The sequence below is a fragment of the Streptomyces sp. NPDC104381 genome (assembly GCF_055583745.1).
Genome location: NZ_JBVJNK010000006.1, coordinates 392,216 through 416,295, shown reverse-complemented (window position 1 = coordinate 416,295; position 24,080 = coordinate 392,216). Strand labels below are relative to the sequence as shown.

The 24,080-nt window shown below is 71.7% G+C and carries 21 protein-coding genes and 1 pseudogene; 15 read left to right on the top strand and 7 right to left on the bottom strand.

What is annotated here, in order from left to right:
• Positions 1-184: 184 nt before the first annotated feature.
• The 4 genes from ACZ607_RS23015 (at position 185) to ACZ607_RS23000 (ending at position 5,689) form a co-directional block, all read left to right on the top strand.
• Positions 185-1,537: a sensor histidine kinase gene (locus ACZ607_RS23015; protein WP_469737348.1), complete on the top strand. Its 1,353-nt coding sequence runs from the start codon at positions 185-187 to the stop codon at positions 1,535-1,537.
• Positions 1,538-1,741: 204 nt separating this feature from the next.
• Positions 1,742-2,401, top strand: a complete 660-nt coding sequence (locus tag ACZ607_RS23010; protein ID WP_469737739.1) for a response regulator — start codon at positions 1,742-1,744, stop codon at positions 2,399-2,401.
• Between the two features lie 275 nt (positions 2,402-2,676).
• Positions 2,677-4,632, top strand: coding sequence for a 2-oxoacid:acceptor oxidoreductase subunit alpha (locus ACZ607_RS23005; RefSeq protein WP_469737346.1), 1,956 nt, complete (start codon positions 2,677-2,679; stop codon positions 4,630-4,632).
• 55 nt (positions 4,633-4,687) lie between these two features.
• Entirely contained in the window at positions 4,688-5,689 is a 1,002-nt protein-coding gene (locus tag ACZ607_RS23000; RefSeq protein ID WP_469737737.1) for a 2-oxoacid:ferredoxin oxidoreductase subunit beta, read from the top strand.
• Positions 5,690-5,696: 7 nt separating this feature from the next.
• Here ACZ607_RS23000 and ACZ607_RS22995 read toward each other — a convergent pair whose 3' ends face one another.
• Positions 5,697-6,119 carry a winged helix-turn-helix transcriptional regulator gene (locus ACZ607_RS22995; RefSeq protein WP_469737344.1) on the bottom strand — a complete coding sequence of 141 codons (423 nt, stop codon included), beginning with the start codon at positions 6,117-6,119 and terminating at the stop codon, positions 5,697-5,699.
• Positions 6,120-6,225: 106 nt separating this feature from the next.
• On the opposite strand from ACZ607_RS22995, the gene ACZ607_RS22990 reads away from it, so the two are divergent.
• From ACZ607_RS22990 to ACZ607_RS22975, 4 genes are all read left to right on the top strand, one after another.
• Positions 6,226-7,086 carry an SDR family oxidoreductase gene (locus ACZ607_RS22990; RefSeq protein WP_469737342.1) on the top strand — a complete coding sequence of 287 codons (861 nt, stop codon included), beginning with the start codon at positions 6,226-6,228 and terminating at the stop codon, positions 7,084-7,086.
• Positions 7,087-7,214: 128 nt separating this feature from the next.
• Positions 7,215-8,204 (top strand): EamA family transporter RarD, encoded by a 990-nt coding sequence (gene rarD, locus ACZ607_RS22985; protein WP_469737340.1) that lies wholly within the window; start codon positions 7,215-7,217, stop codon positions 8,202-8,204.
• 70 nt (positions 8,205-8,274) lie between these two features.
• Positions 8,275-9,891: an FAD-dependent oxidoreductase gene (locus ACZ607_RS22980; RefSeq protein ID WP_469737338.1), complete on the top strand. Its 1,617-nt coding sequence runs from the start codon at positions 8,275-8,277 to the stop codon at positions 9,889-9,891.
• Between the two features lie 12 nt (positions 9,892-9,903).
• Entirely contained in the window at positions 9,904-10,353 is a 450-nt protein-coding gene (locus ACZ607_RS22975) for a hypothetical protein (RefSeq protein WP_469737337.1), read from the top strand.
• Between the two features lie 30 nt (positions 10,354-10,383).
• Here the strand turns inward: ACZ607_RS22975 and ACZ607_RS22970 are convergent, their stop codons facing one another.
• Positions 10,384-11,016: a CGNR zinc finger domain-containing protein gene (locus ACZ607_RS22970; protein ID WP_469737335.1), complete on the bottom strand. Its 633-nt coding sequence runs from the start codon at positions 11,014-11,016 to the stop codon at positions 10,384-10,386.
• A 22-nt stretch (positions 11,017-11,038) separates the two neighbouring features.
• Here ACZ607_RS22970 and ACZ607_RS22965 point away from each other — a divergent pair, with 22 nt between their 5' ends.
• The 3 genes from ACZ607_RS22965 to ACZ607_RS22955 all read left to right on the top strand — a co-directional run bounded on the left by ACZ607_RS22965 (position 11,039) and on the right by ACZ607_RS22955 (position 13,044).
• Positions 11,039-11,488: a VOC family protein gene (locus tag ACZ607_RS22965; RefSeq protein WP_469737333.1), complete on the top strand. Its 450-nt coding sequence runs from the start codon at positions 11,039-11,041 to the stop codon at positions 11,486-11,488.
• 66 nt (positions 11,489-11,554) lie between these two features.
• Positions 11,555-12,364, top strand: coding sequence for an HAD family hydrolase (locus tag ACZ607_RS22960; protein WP_469737331.1), 810 nt, complete (start codon positions 11,555-11,557; stop codon positions 12,362-12,364).
• Between the two features lie 134 nt (positions 12,365-12,498).
• The gene (locus tag ACZ607_RS22955; protein WP_469737330.1) at positions 12,499-13,044 is read left to right on the top strand and encodes a flavodoxin family protein; all 546 of its coding nucleotides are present in this window, start codon (positions 12,499-12,501) and stop codon (positions 13,042-13,044) included.
• Here ACZ607_RS22955 and ACZ607_RS22950 read toward each other — a convergent pair.
• The 5 genes from ACZ607_RS22950 to ACZ607_RS22930 all read right to left on the bottom strand — a co-directional run bounded on the left by ACZ607_RS22950 (position 13,037) and on the right by ACZ607_RS22930 (position 18,374).
• Positions 13,037-13,663 carry a TetR/AcrR family transcriptional regulator gene (locus tag ACZ607_RS22950; protein WP_469737328.1) on the bottom strand — a complete coding sequence of 209 codons (627 nt, stop codon included), beginning with the start codon at positions 13,661-13,663 and terminating at the stop codon, positions 13,037-13,039. The two genes, ACZ607_RS22955 and ACZ607_RS22950, sit on opposite strands and share 8 nt — an antisense overlap.
• Before the next feature lie 247 nt (positions 13,664-13,910).
• Positions 13,911-14,798: an ABC transporter permease gene (locus ACZ607_RS22945; RefSeq protein ID WP_469737326.1), complete on the bottom strand. Its 888-nt coding sequence runs from the start codon at positions 14,796-14,798 to the stop codon at positions 13,911-13,913.
• Positions 14,785-15,771, bottom strand: coding sequence for an ABC transporter ATP-binding protein (locus ACZ607_RS22940; RefSeq protein ID WP_469737324.1), 987 nt, complete (start codon positions 15,769-15,771; stop codon positions 14,785-14,787). Before ACZ607_RS22940 ends, ACZ607_RS22945 begins: the two co-directional genes overlap by 14 nt.
• A 165-nt stretch (positions 15,772-15,936) precedes the next feature.
• Positions 15,937-17,163, bottom strand: coding sequence for a LolA family protein (locus ACZ607_RS22935; RefSeq protein ID WP_469737322.1), 1,227 nt, complete (start codon positions 17,161-17,163; stop codon positions 15,937-15,939).
• Positions 17,164-17,363: 200 nt separating this feature from the next.
• Complete coding sequence (locus ACZ607_RS22930) at positions 17,364-18,374, bottom strand: polyprenyl synthetase family protein (RefSeq protein ID WP_469737320.1); 1,011 nt, start codon at positions 18,372-18,374, stop codon at positions 17,364-17,366.
• A 156-nt stretch (positions 18,375-18,530) separates the two neighbouring features.
• Between ACZ607_RS22930 and ACZ607_RS22925 the strand changes: the two genes are divergently transcribed.
• The 4 genes and pseudogenes from ACZ607_RS22925 to ACZ607_RS22910 all read left to right on the top strand — a co-directional run bounded on the left by ACZ607_RS22925 (position 18,531) and on the right by ACZ607_RS22910 (position 24,023).
• Positions 18,531-20,030, top strand: coding sequence for a peptide MFS transporter (locus ACZ607_RS22925; protein WP_469737318.1), 1,500 nt, complete (start codon positions 18,531-18,533; stop codon positions 20,028-20,030).
• Between the two features lie 9 nt (positions 20,031-20,039).
• Positions 20,040-22,034 carry a CocE/NonD family hydrolase gene (locus ACZ607_RS22920; RefSeq protein ID WP_469737316.1) on the top strand — a complete coding sequence of 665 codons (1,995 nt, stop codon included), beginning with the start codon at positions 20,040-20,042 and terminating at the stop codon, positions 22,032-22,034.
• A 110-nt stretch (positions 22,035-22,144) separates the two neighbouring features.
• Positions 22,145-23,374, top strand: a complete 1,230-nt coding sequence (gene fahA, locus ACZ607_RS22915) for a fumarylacetoacetase (protein WP_469737314.1) — start codon at positions 22,145-22,147, stop codon at positions 23,372-23,374.
• Positions 23,371-24,023 (top strand): annotated as a pseudogene (locus tag ACZ607_RS22910) (GOLPH3/VPS74 family protein). Before fahA ends, ACZ607_RS22910 begins: the two are co-directional and overlap by 4 nt.
• Positions 24,024-24,080: the final 57 nt, after the last annotated feature.

Below are 24,080 nucleotides of genomic sequence, written 5' to 3'. Positions count from 1 at the left end.
GGCGGCACCGGATTCCCGCGGCCCGGACACAGGACGGGCCGCCCCCATGGTGGGGAAAACCCCCTGCCGGATACGGAGACCGCCCTCATGGTGCGGGAGACCCCGGCACAGCAGTCTTGAGACATCAGCCGTTGTATCGGCCCGCGGGAAGTTCCCGCTCAGAAGAAACGGACGGACGCCACTGATGGCCACGGCATACGGACCGGACACCCGGGACCAGCACAGGCCCGGCACCGGGGCGGGGGGCCACCCGCCGGAGAAGCACTTCTTCCCCGCGGCGCTGCGCGCGCCCTTCGAGGCGCGTACGTGGCGCGAGCTGGCCTACCTGCTCCTGAGCCTGCCGATCAGCGTGGTGCTGTTCAGCTTCGCGATCACGATGGTGTCGCTGGGCCTCGGCATGCTGATCACCTTCCTCGGCATCCCGATACTCGCCGCCGGTCTCGTCATGTGCCGCGGCTTCGGCATCGTGGAGCGGGGCCGGGCGCGCGGGCTGCTCGGGCTGGACGTCGGTGAGCCCGCGCCGGTGCGCGGGAAGGGCGGCCTGATGTCCTGGGTCGGCGCGGTGCTGAAGAGCGGGGTGTCCTGGCGGCATCTGCTCTACGCGGTGCTGCACATGCCCTGGGCGGTGTTCGCCTTCGGCGTCGCGGTGACGTTCTGGTCGTACGGCTGGGCGGCGTTCACCTACCCGCTGTGGCACTGGGTCTTCCCCGCGTACGTGGGTGTCGACGGCATCCAGCTGTACGGCGACGGGACGCACCAGGTCTATCTCGACTCGTCCTTCGAACTGGCGGTCACCGCCGCGCTCGGCCTGGCTCTCGTGCTGGTCACCCCGTGGATCATCCGTGGTCTGGCGACCGTGGACCGGGCGATGGTCCTGGGGCTGCTCGGTCCGTCGAGGCTGGCGACCAGGGTCTCGGAGCTGGAGTCGGACCGGGGTGTGGTCGTGGACACCGCCGCCGCGGACCTGCGCCGCATCGAACGCGACCTCCACGACGGCGCACAGGCCCGCCTCGTCGCCCTCGCCATGGATCTGGGGCTGGCGAAGGAGAAACTCACCGACGACCCCGAAGCCGCCGCCCGCATGGTCGACGAAGCCCACGGCGAGGTCAAAGTGGCCCTCCAGGAACTCCGCGACCTCGCACGCGGCATCCACCCCGCCGTCCTCACCGACCGCGGACTCGACGCCGCCCTCTCCGCCATCGCCTCCCGCTGCACCGTCCCCGTGAAGGTCGTGGTGGACCTGGAGTCGCGGCCCGCGCAGGCCATCGAGGGCATCGCGTACTTCACGGTCTCCGAGCTCCTCCAGAACGTCAGCAAGCACGCCCGGGCCACCCGCGCCTCGGTCGACGTCTGGCGGGCGGCGGACCGGCTGATGCTCCAGGTCACCGACGACGGACGCGGCGGGGCCGGTGTGTCGACGGGCGGCGGGCTGGCCGGGCTGACGGAGCGGCTGGACGCGGTGGACGGCATCCTCGTCGTCGACTCACCGGCCGGCGGCCCGACGACCGTCACGGCCGAGCTGCCCTGGCGGGGCTGAACCTCCGGCCCCGTCCGCGGGAGCCGCAGTGCCCCGGCCGCCCTCACCCGGCGGCCGGGGCACCGCGGCGCGTCCGCCGGGACGGAACCGCTGGTGTACGGCACACGCGGGCACCGATGCTGGAATGCTGGACGGACACGCGCCCGCGCAGAGCGTCGGGCAGGGAACACCGACAGTGGGGGACACAACGTCGTGGAGGAAAGAGTGCGGGTCGTCATCGCCGAGGACTCGGTGCTGCTCCGGGAGGGACTCACCCGGCTGCTGACCGATCTCGGGCACGATGTCGTCGCCGGGGTCGGGGACGCGGAGGCGCTGCTGAAGACGGTGGGCGACCTCGCGGGGCAGGACGCGCTGCCGGACGTGGTGGTCGCCGATGTGCGGATGCCGCCGACCCACACCGACGAGGGCGTACGGGCGGCGGTGCGGCTCCGCAAGGAGTACCCGGACATCGGGGTGCTGGTGCTCTCGCAGTACGTCGAGGAGCAGTACGCCACCGAGCTGCTGGCCGGCAGCAGCCGTGGGGTGGGCTACCTCCTGAAGGACCGGGTCGCCGAGGTCCGGGAGTTCGTGGACGCCGTGGTGCGGGTGGCGAAGGGCGGGACCGCCCTGGACCCCGAGGTGGTGGCCCAGCTGCTGGGCCGCAGCCGCAAGCAGGACGTGCTGGCGGGGCTCACGCCGCGCGAGCGTGAGGTCCTCGGTCTGATGGCGGAGGGGCGTACGAATTCGGCCGTCGCCCGGCAGCTGGTCGTCAGCGACGGAGCCGTGGAGAAGCACGTCAGCAACATCTTCCTGAAACTCGGCCTGTCCCCCAGTGACGGGGATCACCGGCGTGTTCTCGCCGTTCTCACTTATCTGAACTCATGACGAAGCGATGATCTACTCACGACGATCTGGATGATCCACCGGCGGGAAGGCGAAGGCTTCCCCGATACCTAGGACGAAAGGATGAGAGCCGGACGGTTCGTCCAGTGACCGAAGGGTCCGGAAAAATATGGCAAAGCGTGACGCATTCATGTCTCGAAAACGCGTCCACCATATGACCGGTCCGAGGAAGGCGACCCTTACAGAAGTAGGGTGGGGCCTGGACCGCCGGCGGGTCGGCCGGTCCCGAGCCGCCGCCCCGAGGGAGGTCCAGTTCAGTGACCAGCCAGGTCAGTAGCCCAGCCGGAAAGTCCGATGAGGCCAGCGAGGCTGTCGTCGGGGAGCAGCGCGCCCCGCACATTGATCGTACGGGTGCCACCGAGAAGGAAATCCGCCGCCTGGACCGGGTGATCATCCGTTTCGCGGGTGACTCGGGCGACGGCATGCAGCTGACGGGCGACCGGTTCACGTCGGAGACCGCGTCGTTCGGGAACGACCTGTCGACGCTGCCCAACTTCCCGGCCGAGATCCGGGCGCCCGCAGGCACGCTGCCGGGTGTGTCCTCGTTCCAGCTGCATTTCGCGGACCACGACATCCTGACTCCGGGCGACGCGCCGAATGTGCTGGTCGCGATGAATCCCGCGGCACTGAAGGCGAATATCGCCGATGTGCCGCGCGGGGCCGACATCATTGTGAACACGGACGAGTTCACGAAACGCCCGATGGCGAAAGTCGGTTACGCCGAATCTCCTCTCGAGGACGGTTCACTCGATGCGTACAACGTGCATCCCGTGCCGTTGACGACCTTGACGATCGAGGCATTGAAGGAGTTCGGTCTTTCCCGTAAGGAGGCCGAGCGGTCGAAGAACATGTTCGCGCTCGGGCTGTTGTCCTGGATGTACAACCGTCCGACCGGGGGGACGGAGACATTCCTCCGGTCGAAGTTCGCCAGGAAGCCGGAGATCGCCGAGGCGAATGTGGCGGCGTTCCGCGCGGGCTGGAATTTCGGTGAGACGACGGAGGATTTCGCCGTCTCGTACGAGGTCGCACCCGCGTCGCAGGCTTTCCCGACGGGCACGTACCGCAATATCTCGGGGAATCTCGCCCTGTCGTACGGACTGATCGCGGCGGGGCGGCTGGCCGATCTGCCGGTGTATCTGGGTTCGTATCCGATCACCCCGGCGTCCGACATCCTGCACGAGCTCAGCAAGCACAAGAACTTCGGTGTGCGGACGTTCCAGGCGGAGGACGAGATCGCCGGGATCGGGGCGGCGCTCGGTGCGGCGTTCGGCGGGTCGCTGGGGGTGACGACCACATCGGGTCCGGGTGTGGCGCTGAAGTCGGAGACGATCGGCCTCGCGGTGTCGCTGGAGCTGCCGCTGCTGATCATCGACATCCAGCGCGGCGGTCCGTCCACCGGTCTGCCGACCAAGACGGAGCAGGCCGACCTGCTCCAGGCCATGTACGGGCGCAACGGCGAGGCACCGGTCCCGGTCGTGGCGCCGAGGACCCCGGCGGACTGCTTCGACGCGACCCTGGACGCCGCCCGGATCGCGCTGACCTACCGGACGCCGGTCTTCCTGCTCTCGGACGGGTATCTGGCGAACGGCTCCGAGCCGTGGCGGATCCCCGAGATCGACGGTCTCCCGGATCTGCGGACGCGGTTCGCGACCGGGCCGAACCACGAACTGGCCGACGGCACCGAGGTGTTCTGGCCGTACAAGCGGGACCCGGAGACGCTGGCCCGCCCCTGGGCGGTGCCGGGCACCCCCGGTCTCGAGCACCGGATCGGCGGGATCGAGAAGCAGGACGGCACGGGCAACATCTCGTACGACCCGGCCAACCACGACTTCATGGTCCGCACCCGTCAGGCGAAGGTCGACGGCATCCGGGTCCCGGACGTGGAGGTCGACGACCCGGCCGGCGCGACGACCCTGGTGCTGGGCTGGGGTTCGACGTACGGGCCGATCACGGCGGCGGTGCGCCGGCTCCGGGCGGCCGGGGAGACGATCGCGCAGGCGCATCTGCGCCACCTCAACCCGTTCCCGCGGAATCTCGGTGAGGTGCTGAGGCGTTACGACAAGGTCGTGGTCCCCGAGATGAACCTCGGTCAGCTGGCCCTGCTGCTGCGGGCGGAGTACCTCGTGGACGCGCAGAGCTTCACCCAGGTCAACGGAATGCCCTTCAAGGCCGAGCAGCTCGCCACCGCCCTCAAGGAGGCCATCAGTGCCTGACGCCCACGCCAACGAGCTCCTCCAGCTGGTCCCCAAGGCCGAGGGCAAGCAGTCCATGAAGGACTTCAAGTCCGACCAGGAGGTGCGCTGGTGCCCGGGCTGCGGGGACTACGCGGTCCTCGCGGCGGTCCAGGGCTTCATGCCCGAACTGGGGCTGGCCAAGGAGAACATCACGTTCGTCTCCGGCATCGGCTGCTCGTCCCGCTTCCCGTACTACATGAACACGTACGGGATGCACTCCATCCACGGCCGCGCCCCGTCCATCGCGACGGGCCTGGCCACCTCCCGCCGCGATCTGTCCGTCTGGGTCGTCACCGGTGACGGCGACGCACTGTCCATCGGCGGGAACCACCTGATCCACGCCCTGCGGCGCAACGTCAACCTCAAGATCCTGCTGTTCAACAACCGGATCTACGGGCTCACGAAGGGGCAGTACAGCCCCACCTCCGAGGTCGGCAAGATCACCAAGTCGACGCCGATGGGGTCGCTCGACGCCCCCTTCAACCCGGTCTCCCTCGCCCTGGGCGCCGAAGCCTCCTTCGTCGCCCGCACGGTGGACTCCGACCGCAAGCACCTCACGAGCGTCCTGCGGGCGGCCGCCGACCACCCGGGCACCGCGCTGGTGGAGATCTACCAGAACTGCAACATCTTCAACGACGGCGCCTTCGAGGTGCTGAAGGACAAGGAGCGGGCGGAGGAGGCGGTGATCCGCCTGGAGCACGGCCAGCCGATCCGCTTCGGCGCCGAAGGCTCCAAGGGCGTCGTGCGCGACCCGCTCACGGGCGACCTGAACGTCGTCGCCGTCACCGAGGAGAACCAGTCGCGGATCCTCGTCCACGACGCCCACAACCCCAGCCCCACGACGGCGTTCGCGCTGTCCCGGCTGGCCGACGCCGACACCCTGCACCACACGCCCATCGGCGTGCTGCGCAGCGTGGAGCGCCCGGTCTACGACGCCCTCATGTCCGATCAGCTGGATGCCGCGATCGAGCAGCACGGCAAGGGCGATCTGAGCACCCTGCTGGCGGGCGGCGACACCTGGACCGTGGTCGGCTGATCCGCCGTCAGACCCGGACGCCGGGGCCCGGAGCCGACTGGTTCCGGGCCTCGTCGTATGCCTGGCGGGAGTCCTCCACCGTGTCCAGCCGCTGCTCCGCCCAGCGGGCCAGCGCCCAGACCTGGTCGGCGGCCTCCCTGCCGAGGGGGGTCAGCGAGTAGTCCACGCGGGGCGGGATCACCGGCTTCGCGTCCCGGTGCACGAAACCGTCGCGCTCCAGCGTCTGGAGGGTCTGGGCCAGCATCTTCTCGCTGACGCCGCCGACGGTGCGGCGCAGTTCGCTGAACCGGTACGAGCGCTCCAGCAGGGCGGCCAGCACGAGGACGCCCCACCGGCTGGTGACGTGTTCGAGGACCAGCCGGGAGGGACAGTTCTGCTGGTTGACGTCCGGGCGGCGGCCGCCCACTTCGTCCAGGATGCTTACGGTCATACCAGTACCTTACTTCAAAGTGGGTACTTTCCCAGGGTTAGTACACCTCCTATGGTGAGTGGTGTTCCATTCGCAGCATGATCAGCGCCATCAGGAGAGAACCCCCATGAGCATCGTCGTCACCGGAGCCACCGGAGCCCTCGGCCGTCTCGTCGTCGAGCAGCTGCTCGACGCGGTCCCGGCCGACCAGGTCGTCGCCGTCGTCCGCGACAAGGAGAAGGCCGCCCCGCTCGCCGCGCGCGGCGTCGAGCTCCGTGTCGCCGACTACGACAGCCCCGAGACCCTCGCCGGCACGTTCCGGTCCGGTGACCGCGTCCTGCTGATCTCCGGCAGCGAGGTCGGCAAGCGGGTCGCGCAGCACACCGCGGTGATCGACGCCGCGAAGGCGGCCGGGGTCGCGCAGCTCGCGTACACGGGGATCCTGGGCGGGCCCGACGCCGACTTCCTGCTGGCCGAGGAGCACAAGGCCACCGAGCGGCTGATCCTCGACTCGGGACTGCCGTACACCTTCCTGCGGAACGGCTGGTACACCGAGAACTACACGGCGAACCTGGGCCCGGTCCTGGAGCACGGCGCCGTCATCGGCAACGCGGGCGACGGGCGCATCGCCTCCGCCACCCGGGCGGACTACGCCGCCGCCGCGGTCGCGGTCCTCACCGGCGAGGGCCACCTCGGCGCGGCGTACGAGCTGAGCGGTGACACCGCCTGGTCGCTGGACGAGTACGCGGCGACGGTCGCCGAGGCCACCGGCAAGGAGATCACGTACAACCGGGTCCCGGCCTCCGTCCACCAGGAGGTCCTCGTCGGGGCCGGGCTGCCCGAGTCCTTCGCCGCGATCCTCGTCGACGTCGACGAGGCCATCGCACGCGGCCTGCTCGCCGGTACGAGCGGCGACCTGGCCCGCCTGACCGGCCGGCCCACCACCCCCCTGGCCGAGACGGTCGCCTCGGCGGTCGCCGCCGCCTGAACGGGCACACCTTCCGCCCGTCACGACCGTTTCCATGAGACGGCAATGACAGGGGGGCTCTTGCGGCGCTACCGTCGTGCAGTCGGCGGCTCGCCGTCGCAGGAGTCGCAGGAACGCCGGGAGGGCCCGTGAAGGGGAAGAACGAACAGCGGGCCGGCCTGCTGTACGGAATCGGCGCGTACGGGATGTGGGGCCTCGTGCCCCTGTTCTGGCCGCTGCTGGAGCCGTCGGGGGCCGTGGAGATCCTCGCCCACCGGATGGTGTGGTCGCTGGGCGTCGTCGGTGTCGCCCTGCTGTTCCTGCGCCGCTGGGCATGGATCGGCGAGCTGATACGGCAGCCCCGCAGGCTGGCGCTGATCGCGCTCGCCGCGACCGTCATCTCGGTCAACTGGGGCCTCTACATCTGGTCCGTCAACAACGGCCACGTCGTCGAGGCGTCCCTCGGCTACTTCATCAACCCGCTGGTCACGATCGCCATGGGTGTCCTGCTGCTCGGTGAGCGGCTGAGGCCGGTGCAGTGGACGGCGGTGGCGACCGGCTTCGCGGCGGTGCTCGTGCTGGCGATCGGCTACGGGCAGCCGCCGTGGATCTCGCTGGTGCTGGCGTTCTCCTTCGCGACGTACGGCCTGGTGAAGAAGAAGGTCAACATGGGCGGGCTGGAGTCGCTGGCCGCCGAGACCGCCGTGCTGTTCGTGCCCGCGCTCGGGTTCCTGCTGTGGCTCGGGGCGAGCGGGGACGCGACCTTCCTGGCCGGGGGCGCGGGGCACGGGGCCCTGCTCGCCGCGACCGGGCTCGTCACCGCGATCCCGCTGGTCTGCTTCGGTGCCGCGGCGATCCGGGTGCCGCTCTCCGTCCTGGGTCTGCTGCAGTATCTGGCCCCGGTGTTCCAGTTCGCGCTCGGCATCCTCTACTTCCACGAGGAGATGCCGCCCGAGCGCTGGGCCGGCTTCGCCCTGGTCTGGGTGGCGCTGATGCTGCTGACCTGGGACGCGCTGCGGACGGCGCGCCGCACGAGGGCGGAGGCCCTGCGGCTGGCCGTACGGGCGGCGGAGGCGACGGCACCCATCGGGACGGCTTCCGCTTCGGCGCCGGACGCGGACACCCCGGCCATTAAATAGTTACTCAGTTGCCTTTTTTACTCGGTTGCGTTTTCCTGTGTGCTCAGGAGAACGCGACCGAGGAGCAGGCATGACCGACGTACTGATCGTGGGCGCGGGCCCGACCGGACTGACCCTGGCCTGCGACCTGGCCAGGCGCGGCGTCGCCGTCCGGGTCGTGGACAAGGCGCCGCGGTACCCGCGCAGTTCACGCGCCAAGGGCCCCGATCCGCGCTCCCTGGAGGTGCTGGAGGACCTGGGGGTGCTGGACGCGGTGCTGGCGGCGGGTTCGGCGCCGCTCCCCATGCGCAAGTACCGCGACGGTGTGCCGGTCTCGGACGCCGATCCGTACGCCGGTTCCTCGCCGACGCCGGACGCCCCCTACGACCGGGGCCGGCTGATCGCCCAGTGGCGGCTGGAGGAGATCCTGCGCGACCGGCTGACCGGCTACGGCGTGGCGGTGGAGACGGGCACCGAGGTCGTGGGCCTCACCGACGACGGCACCTCGGTGACCGTCGCCCTCGCCGACGGCTCCGGCGTCCGCGCGCGGTACGTGGTGGGCTGCGACGGTGCCCACAGCCGCGTACGGAAGCTGCTCGGCGTCCCGTTCGACGGGGAGACCGACGAGGAGCAGGCGATGGTCTGCGGCGACGTCGAGATCACCCCCGGCGTCCTGGACCGGGGCATCTGGCACCAGTGGTTCGACGAGGACGGCGCGGTCATGCTCTGCCCCATCCCCGGCACCCGGGCGGGCTGGTGGTTCCAGGCCGGCCCGGAGCGCGACGCCGACGGCCGGCCCCTCGCCCCCAGCCCCGACGGTTTCCGGCGGCTCTTCGCCCGGCACACCCGGCTTCCGGGGGCGCACCTCACGGACGCCACACTGCTCTCGACGTACCGGGTCAACGTGCGCCTGGCGGAGCGTTACCGGGTGGGCCGGGTCCTGCTGGCCGGGGACGCCGCCCATGTGCACGCCATCGCGGGCGGACTGGGCATGAACACCGGTATCCAGGACGCCTTCAACCTCGGCTGGAAGCTCGCCCAGGTGCTGCGCGGCCGGGCGGGCACCGCGCTGCTGGACACCTACGAGGAGGAGCGGCTGCCGGTGGCCGCCCGGACGCTGGACTTCACCTCGGAGCGGCTGCGGGCCACGCTGGAGGCGGTCAGGAAGCCGGGCGGCGGACTGGACACCGCGATCACCCCGTCGGCGGCGGCACCCGGCCGCGGCTACCGCTGGAGCTCCCTGGCCGGGCCCGGCGGCGCCGGCCCCGTACGGTCGGGCGACCGCGCCCCGGACGCCCCCTGCATGGACACCGCGACCGGTGCGCCCACCCGCCTGTTCCGCGTCTTCGCGGGCCCGCACATCACGGTGCTGGGCTTCGGGGCGGGCGCGGAGCGCGCGCTGCGGGAGGCGGCGGCCGCCCACGGTGAGGCGGTGCGGGCCTTCCCGGTGTACGCCGCCGACGCCCCGCAACCCGGAACGGCGGCCGCCGCTCGGGGCGCCCTGCACGACCGCGAGGGGCTCGCCCGCGCGGCGTACGGCACCGACGGGGACACCGTCGTGGTGATCCGGCCCGACAACCATGTGGGGCTGATCGCGCACGCCGGCGACGTCGACGCCGTACGGCAGTACCTGGCCGCGCTGGACGGGCCGCCGGAACCCGATCCGATGAGTACGGCAGGCATGGTGGACGGCACCCGCAAAGGCTGATTGAGTGCCCGGATGGGGACGATCCTGGGGGACATGAGGCACGTTCCGTGGCATGAGCTCCGCCATGCCCAGGGCTCCGCGTCCCAGGTCCCCGGGACGCTGTCACGGATCGCCTGGGGTGACATCGAGTCGGCCGAGGACGCGCTGAGCGACCTGGGGCGGTGGATCGGCGCGAGGGCCGCGTTCGACGCGACGGTCGCCACGGTGCCGTTCCTGTGGGAACTCGCCGCCATGGAGACCGTCAAGGACCGCGCGGGCGTGCTGGCCCTGCTGGGGACGATCCTGACCCACGATCACACCCACCACCCGGAGTGGACCAGGGACGCGCACCGGGCCGTCCTGGCCGGCCGGACGACGGCCGAGCGGCTGGCCGCGGACGCCGATCCCGCGGTGAGCGCGGCGGCCGGTGAACTGCTGGCCGCGTGCGGCGGACACGTCTGCGCGGCCTGCCCGCCACGATGAACCCGGAGGGCCGGCGTCACGGCTCACCCCTCACTCCCCGGCGCCCCCGGGCCCGGTCAGCCGGGCGCGGTGCGCCCGCACCTTGGCGCGGTTCCCGCACCGGCCCATCGCGCACCAGCGGCGCCTGCCGGGACGCGAGGTGTCGACGAAGTGCAGGGCGCAGTTGTGCGCCTCGCAGACCCGGATCCGGTGGGCGTACGGCCCGGTGAACAGGTCCACCGCGTCACGGGCGACCGTCGACAGCATCGCCGTGCCCGTCGCTCCGGCCGCCGCCCGGGTCCGCTCCCCGCCGGGCGTCATCGCGGGCACCAGCGGGGCCCTGGCGGCCGCCGCGTTCACCACGTCCGTGTCGCCCGGCGCGAGGGACTCGCCCCGGGCGCGGGCCATGGTCATCCGCCAGAGCGCGCCCCGCAGTTCACGGGCGCGGCCCAGATCCGTGGCGTCCACGGAGAGCGGGGGCCCGTCCGGCAGCCGGCTCTCCCCCGCCCACCGCACCAGGTCGGCGGGCTCACGCAGCGTCTCCAGGCTCCACGGCAGCCCGCCGGGATCACTGGTGAGCAGCAGCTCCAGACAGAGGGCGCCCGGGTCGAAGCGGAAAGCACGGCCCGTAGGTGTACGGAGAATCATTCCCGGTTCCGGCGTGCCCGTTGCCCCGTCATTCATGTAACCAGTATAAACGGTTTCCATGACCCTGCACTGGAAGCTCGTCATCGATGCCGGAGACCCGCACGCCCAGGCCGACTTCTGGGCCGAGGCCCTCGGTTACGCCGTGGAGGACAACAGCCCGCTGATCGTGGAACTGCTCGGCGCCGGAGCGGTGCCCGAGGCCCTCACGGTCGAGTCGCACGGGCGCCGCGCGTGGCGCGATCTCGCCGCGGTGCGGCATCCGGACGACCCGTACGACGAGAGGAGCGGGGCGGGGCACGGCCGCCGGCTGCTCTTCCAGCGCGTACCGGAGCCCAAGACGGCGAAGAACCGGCTGCACCTGGACGTCCACGCGGCCCCCGGGCAGCGCGACGCGGAGACGGAGCGACTGGTCGGGCTGGGCGCGAGTGTGCTGCGGACCGTCGAGGAACCCGGCGGGACGTGGCAGGTGCTCGTGGACCCGGAGGGCAACGAATTCTGCGTCCAGTGACGGGGCCCGACCGTCCGCGCAGGTCAGCGGCGTACGGCGGAAAGGCGATCTCTCTAGGCTGACCCCATGGTCACGCCACCCGCCGCATTCACCCTCGTCGCCACCGATCTGGACGGCACGCTGCTCCGCTCCGACGACACCGTGAGCGCACGCTCCCGTGCCGCCCTGACCCGCGCCGCGTCGGCCGGCGCACGGCATCTGATCGTCACGGGCCGGCCGGTGCCCGGCATACGCGCCCTGCTCACGGACCTCGGCTACGACGGGCCGGTGGTCTGCGGGCAGGGCGCACAGGTCTACGACGCCGGGTCGGCCCGGATGGTGCGTTCGGTGACGCTGGACCGGGAGCTGGCCGACACGGCGCTCGGCAAGATCGAGGCCGAGGTGGGGCAGGTGTTCGCGGCGGTGGACCAGGACGGCGCCGACGGCCGGACCCTGATCGAGCCCGGGTACCGCATGCCGCACCCCTCACTGCCCGCCCAGCGCGCCCGGCATCGCGCGGAGCTGTGGGCGGCGCCCGTCATCAAGGTCCTGATACGCCACCCGGAGCTGACGGACGACGAACTGGCGGGCGCGGCCCGTGGGGCGGTGGGCGACCTGGCGTCCGTCACGATGGCGGGCCCGGGCACGGTGGAGCTGGCACCGTTCGGCGTGGACAAGGGCACCGGCATCGACCTGGCGGCGGAGCTGCTGGGCCTCGATCCCGCCGGCGCGGTGGCGTTCGGCGACATGCCCAACGACCTGCCCATGTTCCGCCGCGCGGGCCACCGGGTGGCGATGGCGAACGCACACGAGGAGCTGCGGGCCGCCGCCGACGAGATCACCCTCTCCAACGGGGACGACGGCGTCGCGGTGACCCTGGAGCGCCTGTTCGCCTGAGCGCGGGGCGGCGCGGCCCATAGCGGCCCACGCCACGGAGTCCGGCGTCCGAAAAACACCTCCCCAAAACTTCATGCACATGCATATGATGCGTACGCCGGTAAAAGCCGTATGCATTCAATTGGGGGCCTGGCATGACCACGCGCAACTTCCTCTTCCTGCTCGGCAGCAGCCGCACCGGGGGCAACACCGAGACGCTGGCCAGGCTCGCGGCCGAACAGCTCCCCTCCGGTACGGAGCAGCGGTGGCTGGACCTGCGGGAGCTGCCGCTGCCCGACTTCGAGGACCGGCGGCACGCGGACGGCCACTACACCCCGACGGGCAACTCGGCGACGCTGCTGGAGGCGACCCTCGCCGCCACCGACGTGGTCATCGCCTCCCCGCTCTACTGGTACGCGGTCTCCACCTCCACCAAGCGCTACCTGGACCACTGGTCGGGCTGGCTGGAGGCCCCGGGCGTCGACTTCAAGCAGCGGATGGCCGACAAGACCCTGTGGGGGGTCACCGCGCTCGCGGACACCGAACCGGAGGTCGCCGAGCCCCTGGCAGGCACCCTGCGCAACTCGGCGCGCTACCTCGGGATGCGCTGGGGCGGGGTGCTGCTGGGCAACGGCAGCAGGCCGGGCGACGTACTGACCGACACCGGGGCGGCGGCACGGGCGAAGGTCTTCTTCAGCTGACGCGCTCCGGAGGGCCCTCCGGAGCGTCCGCCGGAGGGCCGCCGGTGAGGGAGCGCAGGACGTGGGCGACGAGGGCGGCGACGGTCGCCTCGTCCTGCGGCGGCTTCCGCAGCACATGGCGGTAGTAGACGGGTCCGTAGAGCATCTCGACCGCGAGCGGCAGATCGGCTCCGGCCGGTATCTGCCCCTGCTCCTGCGCGCGCCGCATGCGCCCGACGGCGGCCTCGAAGCGAGGGCCGACCAGCTGCTCGCGGACCGCCCGCGCCAGCTCGTCGTCGTGATGCATCTCCGACAGGATCCCGGAGTAGGCCGGTCCGTACGGCGGCGTCGAGATCAGCCGCACCAGACCGTTGATGTGCGTCCGGAGGTCGGCCTCGATGTCACCCGTCTCCTCGAACGGCGTGACACCGACGAGCACCTGGACGAAGGCCTCCAGCATCACGGCCACCTTGGACGGCCACCAGCGGTAGATCGTCTTCTTGCTCACTCCGGCCCGGGCCGCGATGGCCTCGACGGTGACCCGGCCGTACCCCTTCTCCGTGCACAGCTCCAGGGCGGCGTCCAGCGTCGCCCGTCGTGACCTCTCGCTACGACGCAGGGAACTCGGCGATGTGATCATTCGGTGAGCATAGGGGGATTCCGGCCACCGCTTATTGACAGGTCGTCGCCAAAAGTCGAACAATGACCAGGCTGGAAACGGAACGTACCGTGTCGTGACGTTCCGCGCAGAGCACCGTTCGTGCCGTTCGTGCCGCGACGAGCCGATCGGGGGACGGCTCGACCGGCCGACGGCACGGACGGACCGTGCCGGGCCCCTCGGACGCCGGCGCCCCGTCTCCCGTCTCCCGGACGTGACGTTCCTCATCTCAGACGGTGACGTCCTTCGTCGTGAAGCGCGCCCAGGCCGCAGAGCCGAACACCGCCGCGTACAGGGCCTGAAGGCCCAGGTTCTTCGCCAGTTCGTCCCCGTACACCGGGTCGCGGAGCAGGTCCGTGAAGGACAGCCAGTAGTGCGGGAAGAGATACGGGTGCACCACGTCGAGCTGCGGCATCGCGTCCAGGATCTGCACGGTGATCAGCACTCCGACGGTGGCCGCCATCGCCGCGATCCCGCTGTCGGTGAGCGTCGAGACGAAGAGGCCCAGCGCCGCGAAGCCGGTGAGGGAGACCGCCACCGCGACCGCGATCAGCCCGGCCCTCAGGAGTCCTTCGCCGAAACTGATCCGGGTCCCCGAGATCGTCGTGACCTCGCCGACGGGGAAGAGCAGCGCACCGGCCGCGAGCGCGGACGCCGCCACGACCAGGGTGGCGACCAGGCAGAACACCAGCACCGACGCGTACTTCGCGAGCAGCAGCCGGGTGCGGCCCGCCGGTGCCACCAGCAGATAGCGCAGGGTGCCGCCGCTCGCCTCGCCCGCGACGGAGTCCCCCGCGATGACGCCGACGGCCATCGGGAGGAAGACGGGGAGCGTCGCGGAGAGGGCCGCGAAGACCAGGAACAGCCCGTTGTTGGTGACCTGGGAGAGGAAGGCGGGGCCGCCCCCGCCGCCGGGTCCGCCGCGCGAACCGTCGCCCGTCTCGATCCGGACGGCGATGCCGATGAGGACGGGCACGGCCGCCAGCACCCCGAGGAGGGCCAGGGTCCGCCAGCGGCGGAAGGTGGTGGCCAGTTCGGAGCGGAGGATCCCGAGGCTCCACAGCGCGCGGCGCGGGGCGCGGGGGGCCGGGGGCGCCATGAGTTCAGCCTGCGACATCGAATCCCTCTCCGGTGAGTGCGACGAAGGCGTCCTCCAGCGAGGCCCGTTCGACGCCGAAGGCCCGTACGCGTACGCCGGCGCGCACCAGCGCCGCGTTGAGGTCCGCGAGCTCCACCCCGCCCGGGGGCGCGTCGGCGCTCACCCGGTCCCCGTCGGTCACGAGACCCGTCGCCCCGTGTTCCGCGAGGACGCGGGCCGCGGCGCCGGGGTCGGGCGTGGTGACCGCGAGCCGGCCCCGGGCCCCGGCGGAGAGCGCGGCGACCGGTCCCTGGACGAGGAGCCGGCCGCGGGCCATCACCGCCGCGTGCGTGCAGACCTGTTCGATCTCGTCGAGCAGATGGGAGGAGAGGAAGACGGTGGTGCCCTCGCCCGCCAGCTCCCGGACCAGGGTGCGGATCTCGCGCATGCCCTGCGGGTCGAGGCCGTTGGTCGGTTCGTCCAGCACCAGGAGCCGGCGCGGCTGGAGGAGAGCGGCGGCCAGCCCGAGGCGCTGCTTCATCCCGAGCGAGTACGCCTTGGCCTTCCTGCCCGCCGCGGCGGCCAGCCCGACCCGGTCCAGAGCGTTCTCCACCCGGGCGCGCCGGGTGCGCGGATCGGCCGACGGGTCGGCGGAGTCGAAGCGTACGAGGTTGTCCCGGCCGCTCAGGAACCCGTACAGCGCGGGTCCTTCGATGAGCGCGCCGACCTGCGGGAGGACCGTCCGGGCGGCGGCGGGCATGGGGCGGCCGAGGACGTGTGCGGTGCCGGAGGTCGGGTCGATGAGCCCCATGAGCATCCGGATCGTGGTGGTCTTCCCGGAGCCGTTGGGGCCCAGGAAGCCGAAGACGCTTCCGGCGGGCACGGCGAGGTCGAGCCCGTCGACGGCCAACTGGCCGCCGCGGTAGCGCTTGGTGAGCCCGCGCGTCTCGATCACCGCGCCGGGCTCCCGCCCCGTGTCCGGCCCCGCTGCCGCGGCCGCTGTGTCGGTCATGCGCACTCCCGGTCGTCTCCCGCCGTCCCCGTCGCCACGCCGTCCCCGTCGCCCCGCCGTCACGGCTCCGCCCCGCCGTACGGAGCGTACGACGGGGCGGGCGGGCGGTGCGTCCTGCTCGGGCGGTGTCGGCCGCCTTCACCGGCGGGGTCCTGCCGGTGGGTGCTACTCGGCGGTGCCGGCCGCCTTCACCAGCGCGTCCTCGGTGACCGCGCCGACGTAGACCTTGCCGTCGTCCGTCAGCAGGGCGTTGACCAGACGCGTCTTGAAGACCGTGCCCGAGCCGAAGTCACCGGTGACCTTGTCGCCGAGCGCGTCCAGGAACTGCTGCGCCTGGGCCGGGGCGTCGCCGGAGCCCTCGGTGGGCAGCCCCGCCCCGCCCGGGACCTCGATCCGGGCGACGGCGTTCCAGCCCTCGCCGATGACGTTGAGGCCCTTGAAGTCCTCCAGCGCGCCCAGGTCCTTGCGTGCCTTGTCCGCCGAGCCGCTCTTCCCCGCCTCGGCCTCCAGCTCGTCGGCCTCGGTCACCTTGGCGCCCTTGGGCGGGGTGAAGGAGAACGACGAGGCGTCGGGCTTGCCGAAGTCGACCTTCGTGAAGCCGGCGTCGACCGCGGCCTTGCCGCCGCTGCTCGGGGCCAGCGTGAACTTCAGCGGTACGCCGGTCGAGGCGTCGACCGCGACGGTGACGGAGCCGATCGTCGAACCGGACTGCTTCGGCTTGATCACGAGCTTGTAGGCGTCGCGCCCCGCCACCTGGGCCGTGCCGTCGACGGTGACCGACGTGGTGTCACCGGCGGCGGCGAGTGCCTCCTCGGCGAGCTCCTTCGGGGTGGCCGGGACGCCCTTCGGCGCCTTGTGCTCCTTGGCCTTGCCGCTGCCGTCGGACTCCGCGTGGTAGACCTCGTTGCTCTCGCTGTCGTAGCCCCAGACGTCGTCCCCGTTGTGGACGAGGCTGTACTCGGAGCCGTCGCCGAGGATCGAGAGGCGCTGCTTGTCGGGGCCGTCGGCCGCGACGCGGAGCGTGTGCGTCCCGGACGTGAGCTCCATCAGCTTGGCGTCGGGGGACGCGGTCGACCCGCCCGACCCCGATCCGGCGCCCGGTGCGAAGGAGCCGGCGAGCCCGCCGAGCGACGGGATGCCGAGGTCGGTGGTGACCTTCACCGTGCCGGAGAGCTGCTCCTGGTCCGATGCGGCGATCTTCTCGATGAGTTCCTGCGCGGTGATGTCCGGGAGCTCCGGGTCGCCGGAGTCCGCGAGTGCCGGGACGAGTCCGATCGTCGCCGCCGCCACGCCCGCCACCGCGAACGGGACGATGTAGCGCGCCGCCTTCCGGCGGCCCACGACAGTGCCCGTGGCCTCGCCGTTGGTCTCTGCGCTGTCGTTCGGTGCCATGTGTGCTCTACCTCCGTGGTCGGCGGCTGCCATCCCGTTGCACGTCCACTCCCCGCCGCCATTCTCACCCGATGTGGTCAGGAGTGGTTGTTATCCATCTGACCAAATCGGGCGGTGCCAAGCGTCAGCCCACGGGAGCAACTGGGCGTACCTCTCCGGGATGACCCCGGGAGCGCACGGTCCGCCGGGCCCCTAGGGGGTCAGCCGGCCCGGTGCACCACAGCGTCGCACAGCTCCTCGAGCGCGGCCTTCGCGTAGCACTCGGGCAGCGGTGACAGCGTGGCCCGCGCCTCCTCGGCGTAGCGGACGGTGTCGCGGCGCGCCTGCTCCAGGGCCGGGTGGGCGCGCAGGGCGCGCAGGGCCTCGGCGAGCTTGGCGTCGTCGGCGAGGTCGCCGTCGAGCAGCTCCACGAGCTCCTTGTCCTCCGGACGGCCCTCGGCCGCCGCCCGCGCGCGCAGGTGGAGGACCGGCAGGGTGGGGATGCCCTCGCGCAGGTCGGTGCCGGGCGTCTTGCCCGACTCGTGGGAGTCGGAGGCGATGTCCAGGACGTCGTCGGCGAGCTGGAAGGCGATGCCGAGCCGTTCGCCGTACTGGGTGAGGATGTCGACGACCGACTCGTCGGCCCCCGCCATCAGTGCGCCGAACCGGCCGGACACGGCGACCAGCGAGCCGGTCTTGCCGCCGAGCACGTCCATGTAGTGGTCGACGGGGTCGCGTCCGTCGCGCGGGCCCGCGGTCTCCAGGATCTGGCCGGTGACCAGGCGCTCGAACGCCTCCGCCTGGATGCGGACGGCCTCCGGCCCGAGGTCGGCCAGGATGTGCGAGGCGCGGGCGAACAGGAAGTCGCCCGTCAGGACGGCGACGGAGTTGCCCCAGCGGGTGTTGGCGCTGTCCACCCCGCGCCGCACGTCCGCCTCGTCCATCACGTCGTCGTGGTACAGCGTCGCCAGGTGCGTCAGCTCGACGACCACGGCCGCGGGGACGACGCCCGGGGCGTCAGGGTCGCCGAACTGGGACGCGAGCATCACCAGCAGCGGCCGGAAGCGCTTGCCCCCCGCGCTGACGAGGTGCTGTGCGGCCTCCGTGATGAACGGGACCTCGCTTTTGGTGGCATCCAGCAGCCCCGCCTCGACAGCGGCCAAACCGGCCTGGACATCGGCCTCAAGAGCCTGGTCCCGCACGCTCAGTCCGAACGGCCCGACGACGGTCACGAGGGGATCTCCTGTCTGCTGACGATCACACGGAATGTCGATGTGTCGCTGTCCTCACTCAACTCAGCGTATCCGGTCCCCTTTGGATCACCGTGGGCGCCTTCCCGCCACCGCCGGTATGTTCGGCATCAGCTCATACGATCAGGAGTTGCCGCTTTGTCCCACGCCCCGGCCGGTACCGGACCGGCCCAGCCGCCGCCCGGAGACGACCACGCCTTCTTCGGCCAGCCACGGGGTCTGATGACCCTGTCCGGCCTGGAGGTCTGGGAGCGTTTCTCGTTCCTCGGGATGCAGGCGATCCTGGTCCTCTTCTTCGCCGACAAGGTCTCGAACGACGGCCTGGGCATGGACCCCGGCACCGCCGCCTCGGTGTCCGCCGCCTACGGCACGCTCGTCTATCTGGTGTCGGTCGCGGGCGGCTGGCTGGCCGACCGGATCCTCGGCTCGTACCGGGCCGTCCTGTACGGCGGCATCCTCATCGCCTGCGGCCACTACGCCATGGCCGTGCCGACCGCCACGATGACCTGGGTGGGCCTCGGCCTGATCAGCGCGGGCACGGGCCTGCTCAAGCCCAATGTCGCCTCGATGGTCGGCAAGCTCTACCGCACGGAGGACCAGCGCCGCGACGCCGGCTTCGCGCTCTACTACATGGGCATCAACATCGGCGCCTTCGCCGGCCCGCTGGTCACCGGCTGGCTCGGCGACCACGCGGGCTGGCACTGGGGTTTCTCGGCCGCCGCGTTCGGCATGACGCTCGGCCTGATCCAGTACGTCGCGGGCCGGCGTCACCTGGCCGGGCGAAAGCACGCCGCCGAGTACGCGCTCGCGCCCGGCCCGATGCGCCGCGCCGTGCTGACGATCGTGGCCGGCCTCGTGGTGGCCGCCCTGGTGGCGACGGCCCTGGCGCTGGCCGGCTGGCTCACGATGGACCGTTTCGTCGACCTGCTCACCCTCGTCTCGGTGATCGCGCCGGTCGTGTACTTCGTCGTGATGTTCAGGAGCCCCCGGGTCACCCTGGAGGAGCGCGGCAGGCTCCGGCCGTACGTCGTGCTGTTCCTGGCCTCCGTCGTCTTCAACTTCATCCTCTTCCAGGCGTACTCGACGATGATGCTGCTGGCCTCGACGAACGCCCGTACGGAGATCTTCGGCTTCCACTTCCCGGCGAGCTGGTACGCCTCCGCGCTGGGCGCCTTCGAGGTCGCGCTGGCTCCCGTGGTGGCCGCCGTCTGGGTCCGGATGGGGCGGCGCCAGCCCCATGTCTCGAACAAGATCGCGATCGGGGTGATCCTCGGCGGCCTGTCCTTCCTCCTGATGGTGATTCCCACCTCGGGCCACTCCGGCGAGACGTACCGGATGGCCGCCTGGTGGATCGTCGGCTCCTATCTGCTGCTCGGTCTCGGCGACATCCTGCTGGAGACCTCCGGTATGGCCGCCACCACCAAGCTCGCCCCGCAGGCGTTCGCCAGCCAGACGATGGCGCTGTGGTTCCTGTCGCTGGCCCTGGCCAACGGCATTCAGGCACAGATCGTGAAGCTCTACGGCGAGGTCTCCAACCCCGCCTACTTCGGTGTCAATGGCGCTATCGCGGTGGCGGCCGGTGTGGCCGTCATCGCCGCCGCTCCCTGGCTCAGGCGCACCATGCACCCCGTCCACTGAGGTACCGCCATGCACATCCGTACCGATTTCCCGTACGAGACCACCCACGAGGACCTCTACATCCCCCTCGCGGACGGCACCGAGCTGTACGCGCGGATCTGGCGGCCGGTCACCGACGAACCGGTGCCCGCCCTGCTGGAGTACCTGCCCTACCGGCTCAGCGACTGGACGGCGCCCCGCGACTGGCAGCGCCACCCCTGGTACGCGGGCCACGGCTACGCCTCCGTACGCGTCGATGTCCGCGGGCACGGCAACAGCGAGGGCATGCCGGGCGACGAGTACGACGCGCAGGAGCTCGCCGACGGTGTGGCGGTCGTGCACTGGCTGGCGCAGCAGGAGTGGTGCTCGGGCCGGGTCGGCATGTTCGGCATCTCCTGGGGCGGCTTCAACTCGCTCCAGATCGCCGCGCTGGCACCGGAGCCGCTGAAGGCGATCGTCACCGTGTGCTCGGCCGACGACCGCTACGACAACGACGTCCACTACATGGGCGGCTCCGTCCTCGGTGTGGACATGCACGCCTGGGCCTCCACCATGCTGGCGTTCGTCTGCCGGCCCCCGGACCCGGCGGACGTCGGTGACGACTGGCGGGGCATGTGGCTGCGGCGCCTGGAGACGGTGGAGCCGTTCATCCACACGTGGCTGGCGCACCAGACCCGCGACGACTACTGGAAGCACGGCAGCGTCTGCGAGGACTACGGCGCGATCAAGGCGAAGGTCCTGGCGGTGGGCGGCTGGCACGACCCGTACCGCGACACGGTGCTGCGGCTCGTCGAGCATCTGGACCCGGGGCAGGTGCGCGGGCTGATCGGCCCCTGGTCGCACCAGTACCCGGACCGCGGGCTCCCGCCGGGGCCTGCGATCGGCTTCCTCCAGGAGACGCTGCGCTGGTGGGACCAGCACCTGAAGGACCAGGACACCGGGGTGATGAACGAGCCCCTGCTGCGGTCCTGGATCAGCGGCTCGCACCCCGCTGCCACGGTCTACGAGACGCTGCCCGGCCGCTGGGTCGGTGACGCGGCCTGGCCGTCGGAGAACGTCGCCCCGATCACGTACGCCCTGGGGGGCGGGGCGCAGATCGTCCGGTCGCCGCAGCAGACGGGGCTCGACGCGGGCCGCTTCTTCCCGTTCGGCAACGACGCCGACCTGCCGCCCGACCAGCGGGACGAGGACGCCAAGTCGGTGTGCTTCGAGTTCCCCGTCGAGGACGCCTCCATCGAGATCCTCGGCCGCCCCCGGGTGACGCTCCTGCTCCGGATGGACGTACCGCGCGGCCAGGTGATCGCCCGGCTCTGCGACGTGGCCCCGGACGGGTCCTCCACCCTGGTGACCCGCGGCGCCCTCAACCTGGCCACCCGTCACGGGCGCGACCGCGCGGAGGACTGGCCCGTCGGGGAGGCCGAGTACGTGAACTTCGAGCTGAACGGCATCGGGCACACCTTCCCGCCCGGCCACCGGATCCGGGTCGCCCTCTCCTCCTCGTACTGGCCGTGGATCTGGCCGCAGGCCGGTTCGGCGGGCTTCACGCTGGAGGCGGAGGGCAGCCTCGTCGAGCTCCCGGTGCGCCGGCACACCGAGGACCCGGGCATCACCTTCGGCGAACCGGAGCAGGCGGAGCCGCTCGGCGTCGCCTTCCCGGTCACGCTCGACGAGCAGCGCCCCGAGCGCCTGGTGGTCCGGGACGTCGCCAAGGGCGAGTGGCGGCTGGAGGTCGATCCGCGCTACGGCGGTACGCGCGTCTACCCCGACGGACTGGAGTTCACGGAGGACGCCCTGGAGACGTACACGATCCAGGAGGACGACCCGCTGTCGGCGAGGGCCCGCTCGGACTGGACGATCAGGCTGCACCGGCCCGAGATGTCCTGGGACGTACGGATCGAGACGCGTTCGGAGACGAGCGCGGACGCCGACGACTTCATCACGTCCAACGAGGTCGTGTGCAGGGACGGTGAGGAGATCGTCTTCCACCGGACCTGGGAGAAGCGGATCCCCCGCACGGCGGGCTGACCAGGGTTATCACGTAACTTTCCGGGCATCACGCCTACTTGAGGCACTGCCGCCGACCGGCGACGCCGACGTACCGTGTTCCTCAAGCGACTGGAAAGGGGCAGCGACAGATGCCCGAGCAGAGCAGCCCGCTCGACCTGGCCGAGGGCGATCCCTTCGGTCCGCACAACCTTCCGTACGGCGTGTTCTCCACCCCTGGACACCCCGAGGACCGAAGGATCGGAGTCCGTGTAGGCAAACACGTGCTGGACGCGGGGGCGGCGGCCCACGCACTCGGCTCGCCCTACGCCAGACTGCTGGCGCAGCCGAGCCTGACGCCGCTGCTGGCGGCGGGGCGCACCGCGTGGCGGGATGTGCGGCGGGCCCTGACGGCGTGGGTGACGGTGCCGTCCCACCGGCCGGACCTGGAGCCGCTGCTGTATCCGCTCGACGAGGTGACCCTGCACCTGCCGTACGAGGTCGCGGACTACGTCGACTTCTACGCCAGCGAGCACCACGCCACCAACGTGGGCCGGATCTTCCGTCCCGACGGCGCGGCCCTCACGCCCAACTGGAAGCACCTGCCGATCGGTTACCACGGGCGGGCCGGCACGGTCGTCGTCTCCGGCACCGACGTGGTGCGCCCGTCCGGGCAGCGCAAGGCGCCGTCCGATCCCGCCCCGGTGTTCGGCCCGTCGGTGAAGCTGGACATCGAGGCCGAGGTCGGCTTCGTCGTCGGAGTCCCCTCCGAGCAGGGCTCCCCGGTGGCGCTCGGTGACTTCCGCGACCATGTCTTCGGGCTCTCCCTGCTGAACGACTGGTCGGCCCGGGACATCCAGGCCTGGGAGTACGTGCCGCTGGGCCCGTTCCTCGGGAAGTCCTTCGCCACCTCCGTGTCGGCGTGGGTGACTCCGCTGGAGGCCCTGGACGCGGCCCGCACGGCGCCGCCCGCGCGTGACGAGGAGCTGCTTCCGTATCTGGAGGACGCGGACGACGAGGAGCCGGGCGGCTTCGACATCCGGATCTCGGTGGAGATCAACGGGCAGACCGTCGCGGAGCCGCCGTTCGCCTCCATGTACTGGACGGCGGCGCAGCAGCTCGCGCAGATGACGGTGAACGGCGCCTCGCTGCGCACCGGGGACCTGTACGGCTCCGGGACGGTCAGCGGCGCGGAGCCCGGCCAGCGCGGGTCCCTGCTCGAACTCACCTGGAACGGCCGCGATCCGCTGGACCTGTCCGAGGGCAAGCGGACGTTCCTGGAGGACGGCGACACCGTCACCCTGACCGCCTGGGCGCCCGGACCACACGGCACCCGGGTCGGCCTGGGCGAGGTCACCGGCCGGATCGTCCCGGCGCCGTGAACGAGGCCGCGCTCACGCTCCCCGAGGAGCTGCTGCTGCTCGCCCTCGATCCCGTACGCGGCAAGCCGCACTGCCGGGGCCGGTTCCTGGAGTACGGGGTCGCGGGGGCGGTCCTGGCGGAGCTGGAGCTCCAGGGGCGGGTGGCCGAGGAGCGCGGCCGGGTGGTGGTCGTGAAGCCGCTGGACCCGCCGGATCCCCTGCTGGCGGCGTTCCTGGGAAGCCTTCCGCCGGCCGGCAAGAGCAGATCCGGGTCGGGGATCCCGGCCCGGCGCTGGGTACGGCAGTCCGGGCGGCGGGCGGAAGGGCTGTATCTGGACGCCCTGGTGGAGCGCGGTGTCCTGCGCAGGGAGGCCCGCCGCTTCCTCGGCCTGTTCCCGTACCACCGCCATCCGGCGGGCGCCGCGTCCCCGGCGCAGCAGGTGCGACAGCGGTTCGAGGAGTCCCGGGCCGCGGGCCACCCGGACCGGCGGGGGCGGTTGCTCGCGGCACTGGCGGCGGCGGTGGAGCTGCCTCGGTGGTACGGGAGGGCGACCGCGGCACGCGGAGGGCGGCGCGGGCCCTGGCCCGTGAGGAGTGGCCGGCCCTGGCCGTGCACCGCAATGTGCGCCAGGACAAGGCGGCGCAGGCCGGGGGCGGCGACGGGGGCTGAGGCCGCGGGCCCGAACCGCGGTGGGCGGTCCCGCCCGTGGGCGGCCGGCCGTCGAGG

Bases quoted from the DNA above. Each gene is read 5' to 3' on its own strand.
- ACZ607_RS22940 (WP_469737324.1), bottom strand. From the start codon at position 15,771: ATGACCGACACAGCGGCCGCGGCAGCGGGGCCGGACACGGGGCGGGAG.
- ACZ607_RS22970 (WP_469737335.1), bottom strand. From the start codon at position 11,016: ATGAATGACGGGGCAACGGGCACGCCGGAACCGGGAATGATTCTCCGT.
- ACZ607_RS22920 (WP_469737316.1), top strand. From the start codon at position 20,040: ATGCACATCCGTACCGATTTCCCGTACGAGACCACCCACGAGGACCTC.
- ACZ607_RS22990 (WP_469737342.1), top strand. From the start codon at position 6,226: ATGAGCATCGTCGTCACCGGAGCCACCGGAGCCCTCGGCCGTCTCGTC.
- ACZ607_RS23015 (WP_469737348.1), top strand. From the start codon at position 185: ATGGCCACGGCATACGGACCGGACACCCGGGACCAGCACAGGCCCGGC.
- ACZ607_RS23000 (WP_469737737.1), top strand. From the start codon at position 4,688: ATGAAGGACTTCAAGTCCGACCAGGAGGTGCGCTGGTGCCCGGGCTGC.
- ACZ607_RS22965 (WP_469737333.1), top strand. From the start codon at position 11,039: ATGACCCTGCACTGGAAGCTCGTCATCGATGCCGGAGACCCGCACGCC.
- ACZ607_RS22945 (WP_469737326.1), bottom strand. From the start codon at position 14,798: ATGTCGCAGGCTGAACTCATGGCGCCCCCGGCCCCCCGCGCCCCGCGC.
- ACZ607_RS22960 (WP_469737331.1), top strand. From the start codon at position 11,555: ATGGTCACGCCACCCGCCGCATTCACCCTCGTCGCCACCGATCTGGAC.
- fahA (WP_469737314.1), top strand. From the start codon at position 22,145: ATGCCCGAGCAGAGCAGCCCGCTCGACCTGGCCGAGGGCGATCCCTTC.
- ACZ607_RS22955 (WP_469737330.1), top strand. From the start codon at position 12,499: ATGACCACGCGCAACTTCCTCTTCCTGCTCGGCAGCAGCCGCACCGGG.
- ACZ607_RS22980 (WP_469737338.1), top strand. From the start codon at position 8,275: ATGACCGACGTACTGATCGTGGGCGCGGGCCCGACCGGACTGACCCTG.
- ACZ607_RS22975 (WP_469737337.1), top strand. From the start codon at position 9,904: ATGGGGACGATCCTGGGGGACATGAGGCACGTTCCGTGGCATGAGCTC.
- ACZ607_RS22995 (WP_469737344.1), bottom strand. From the start codon at position 6,119: ATGACCGTAAGCATCCTGGACGAAGTGGGCGGCCGCCGCCCGGACGTC.
- ACZ607_RS22935 (WP_469737322.1), bottom strand. From the start codon at position 17,163: ATGGCACCGAACGACAGCGCAGAGACCAACGGCGAGGCCACGGGCACT.
- ACZ607_RS22950 (WP_469737328.1), bottom strand. From the start codon at position 13,663: ATGATCACATCGCCGAGTTCCCTGCGTCGTAGCGAGAGGTCACGACGG.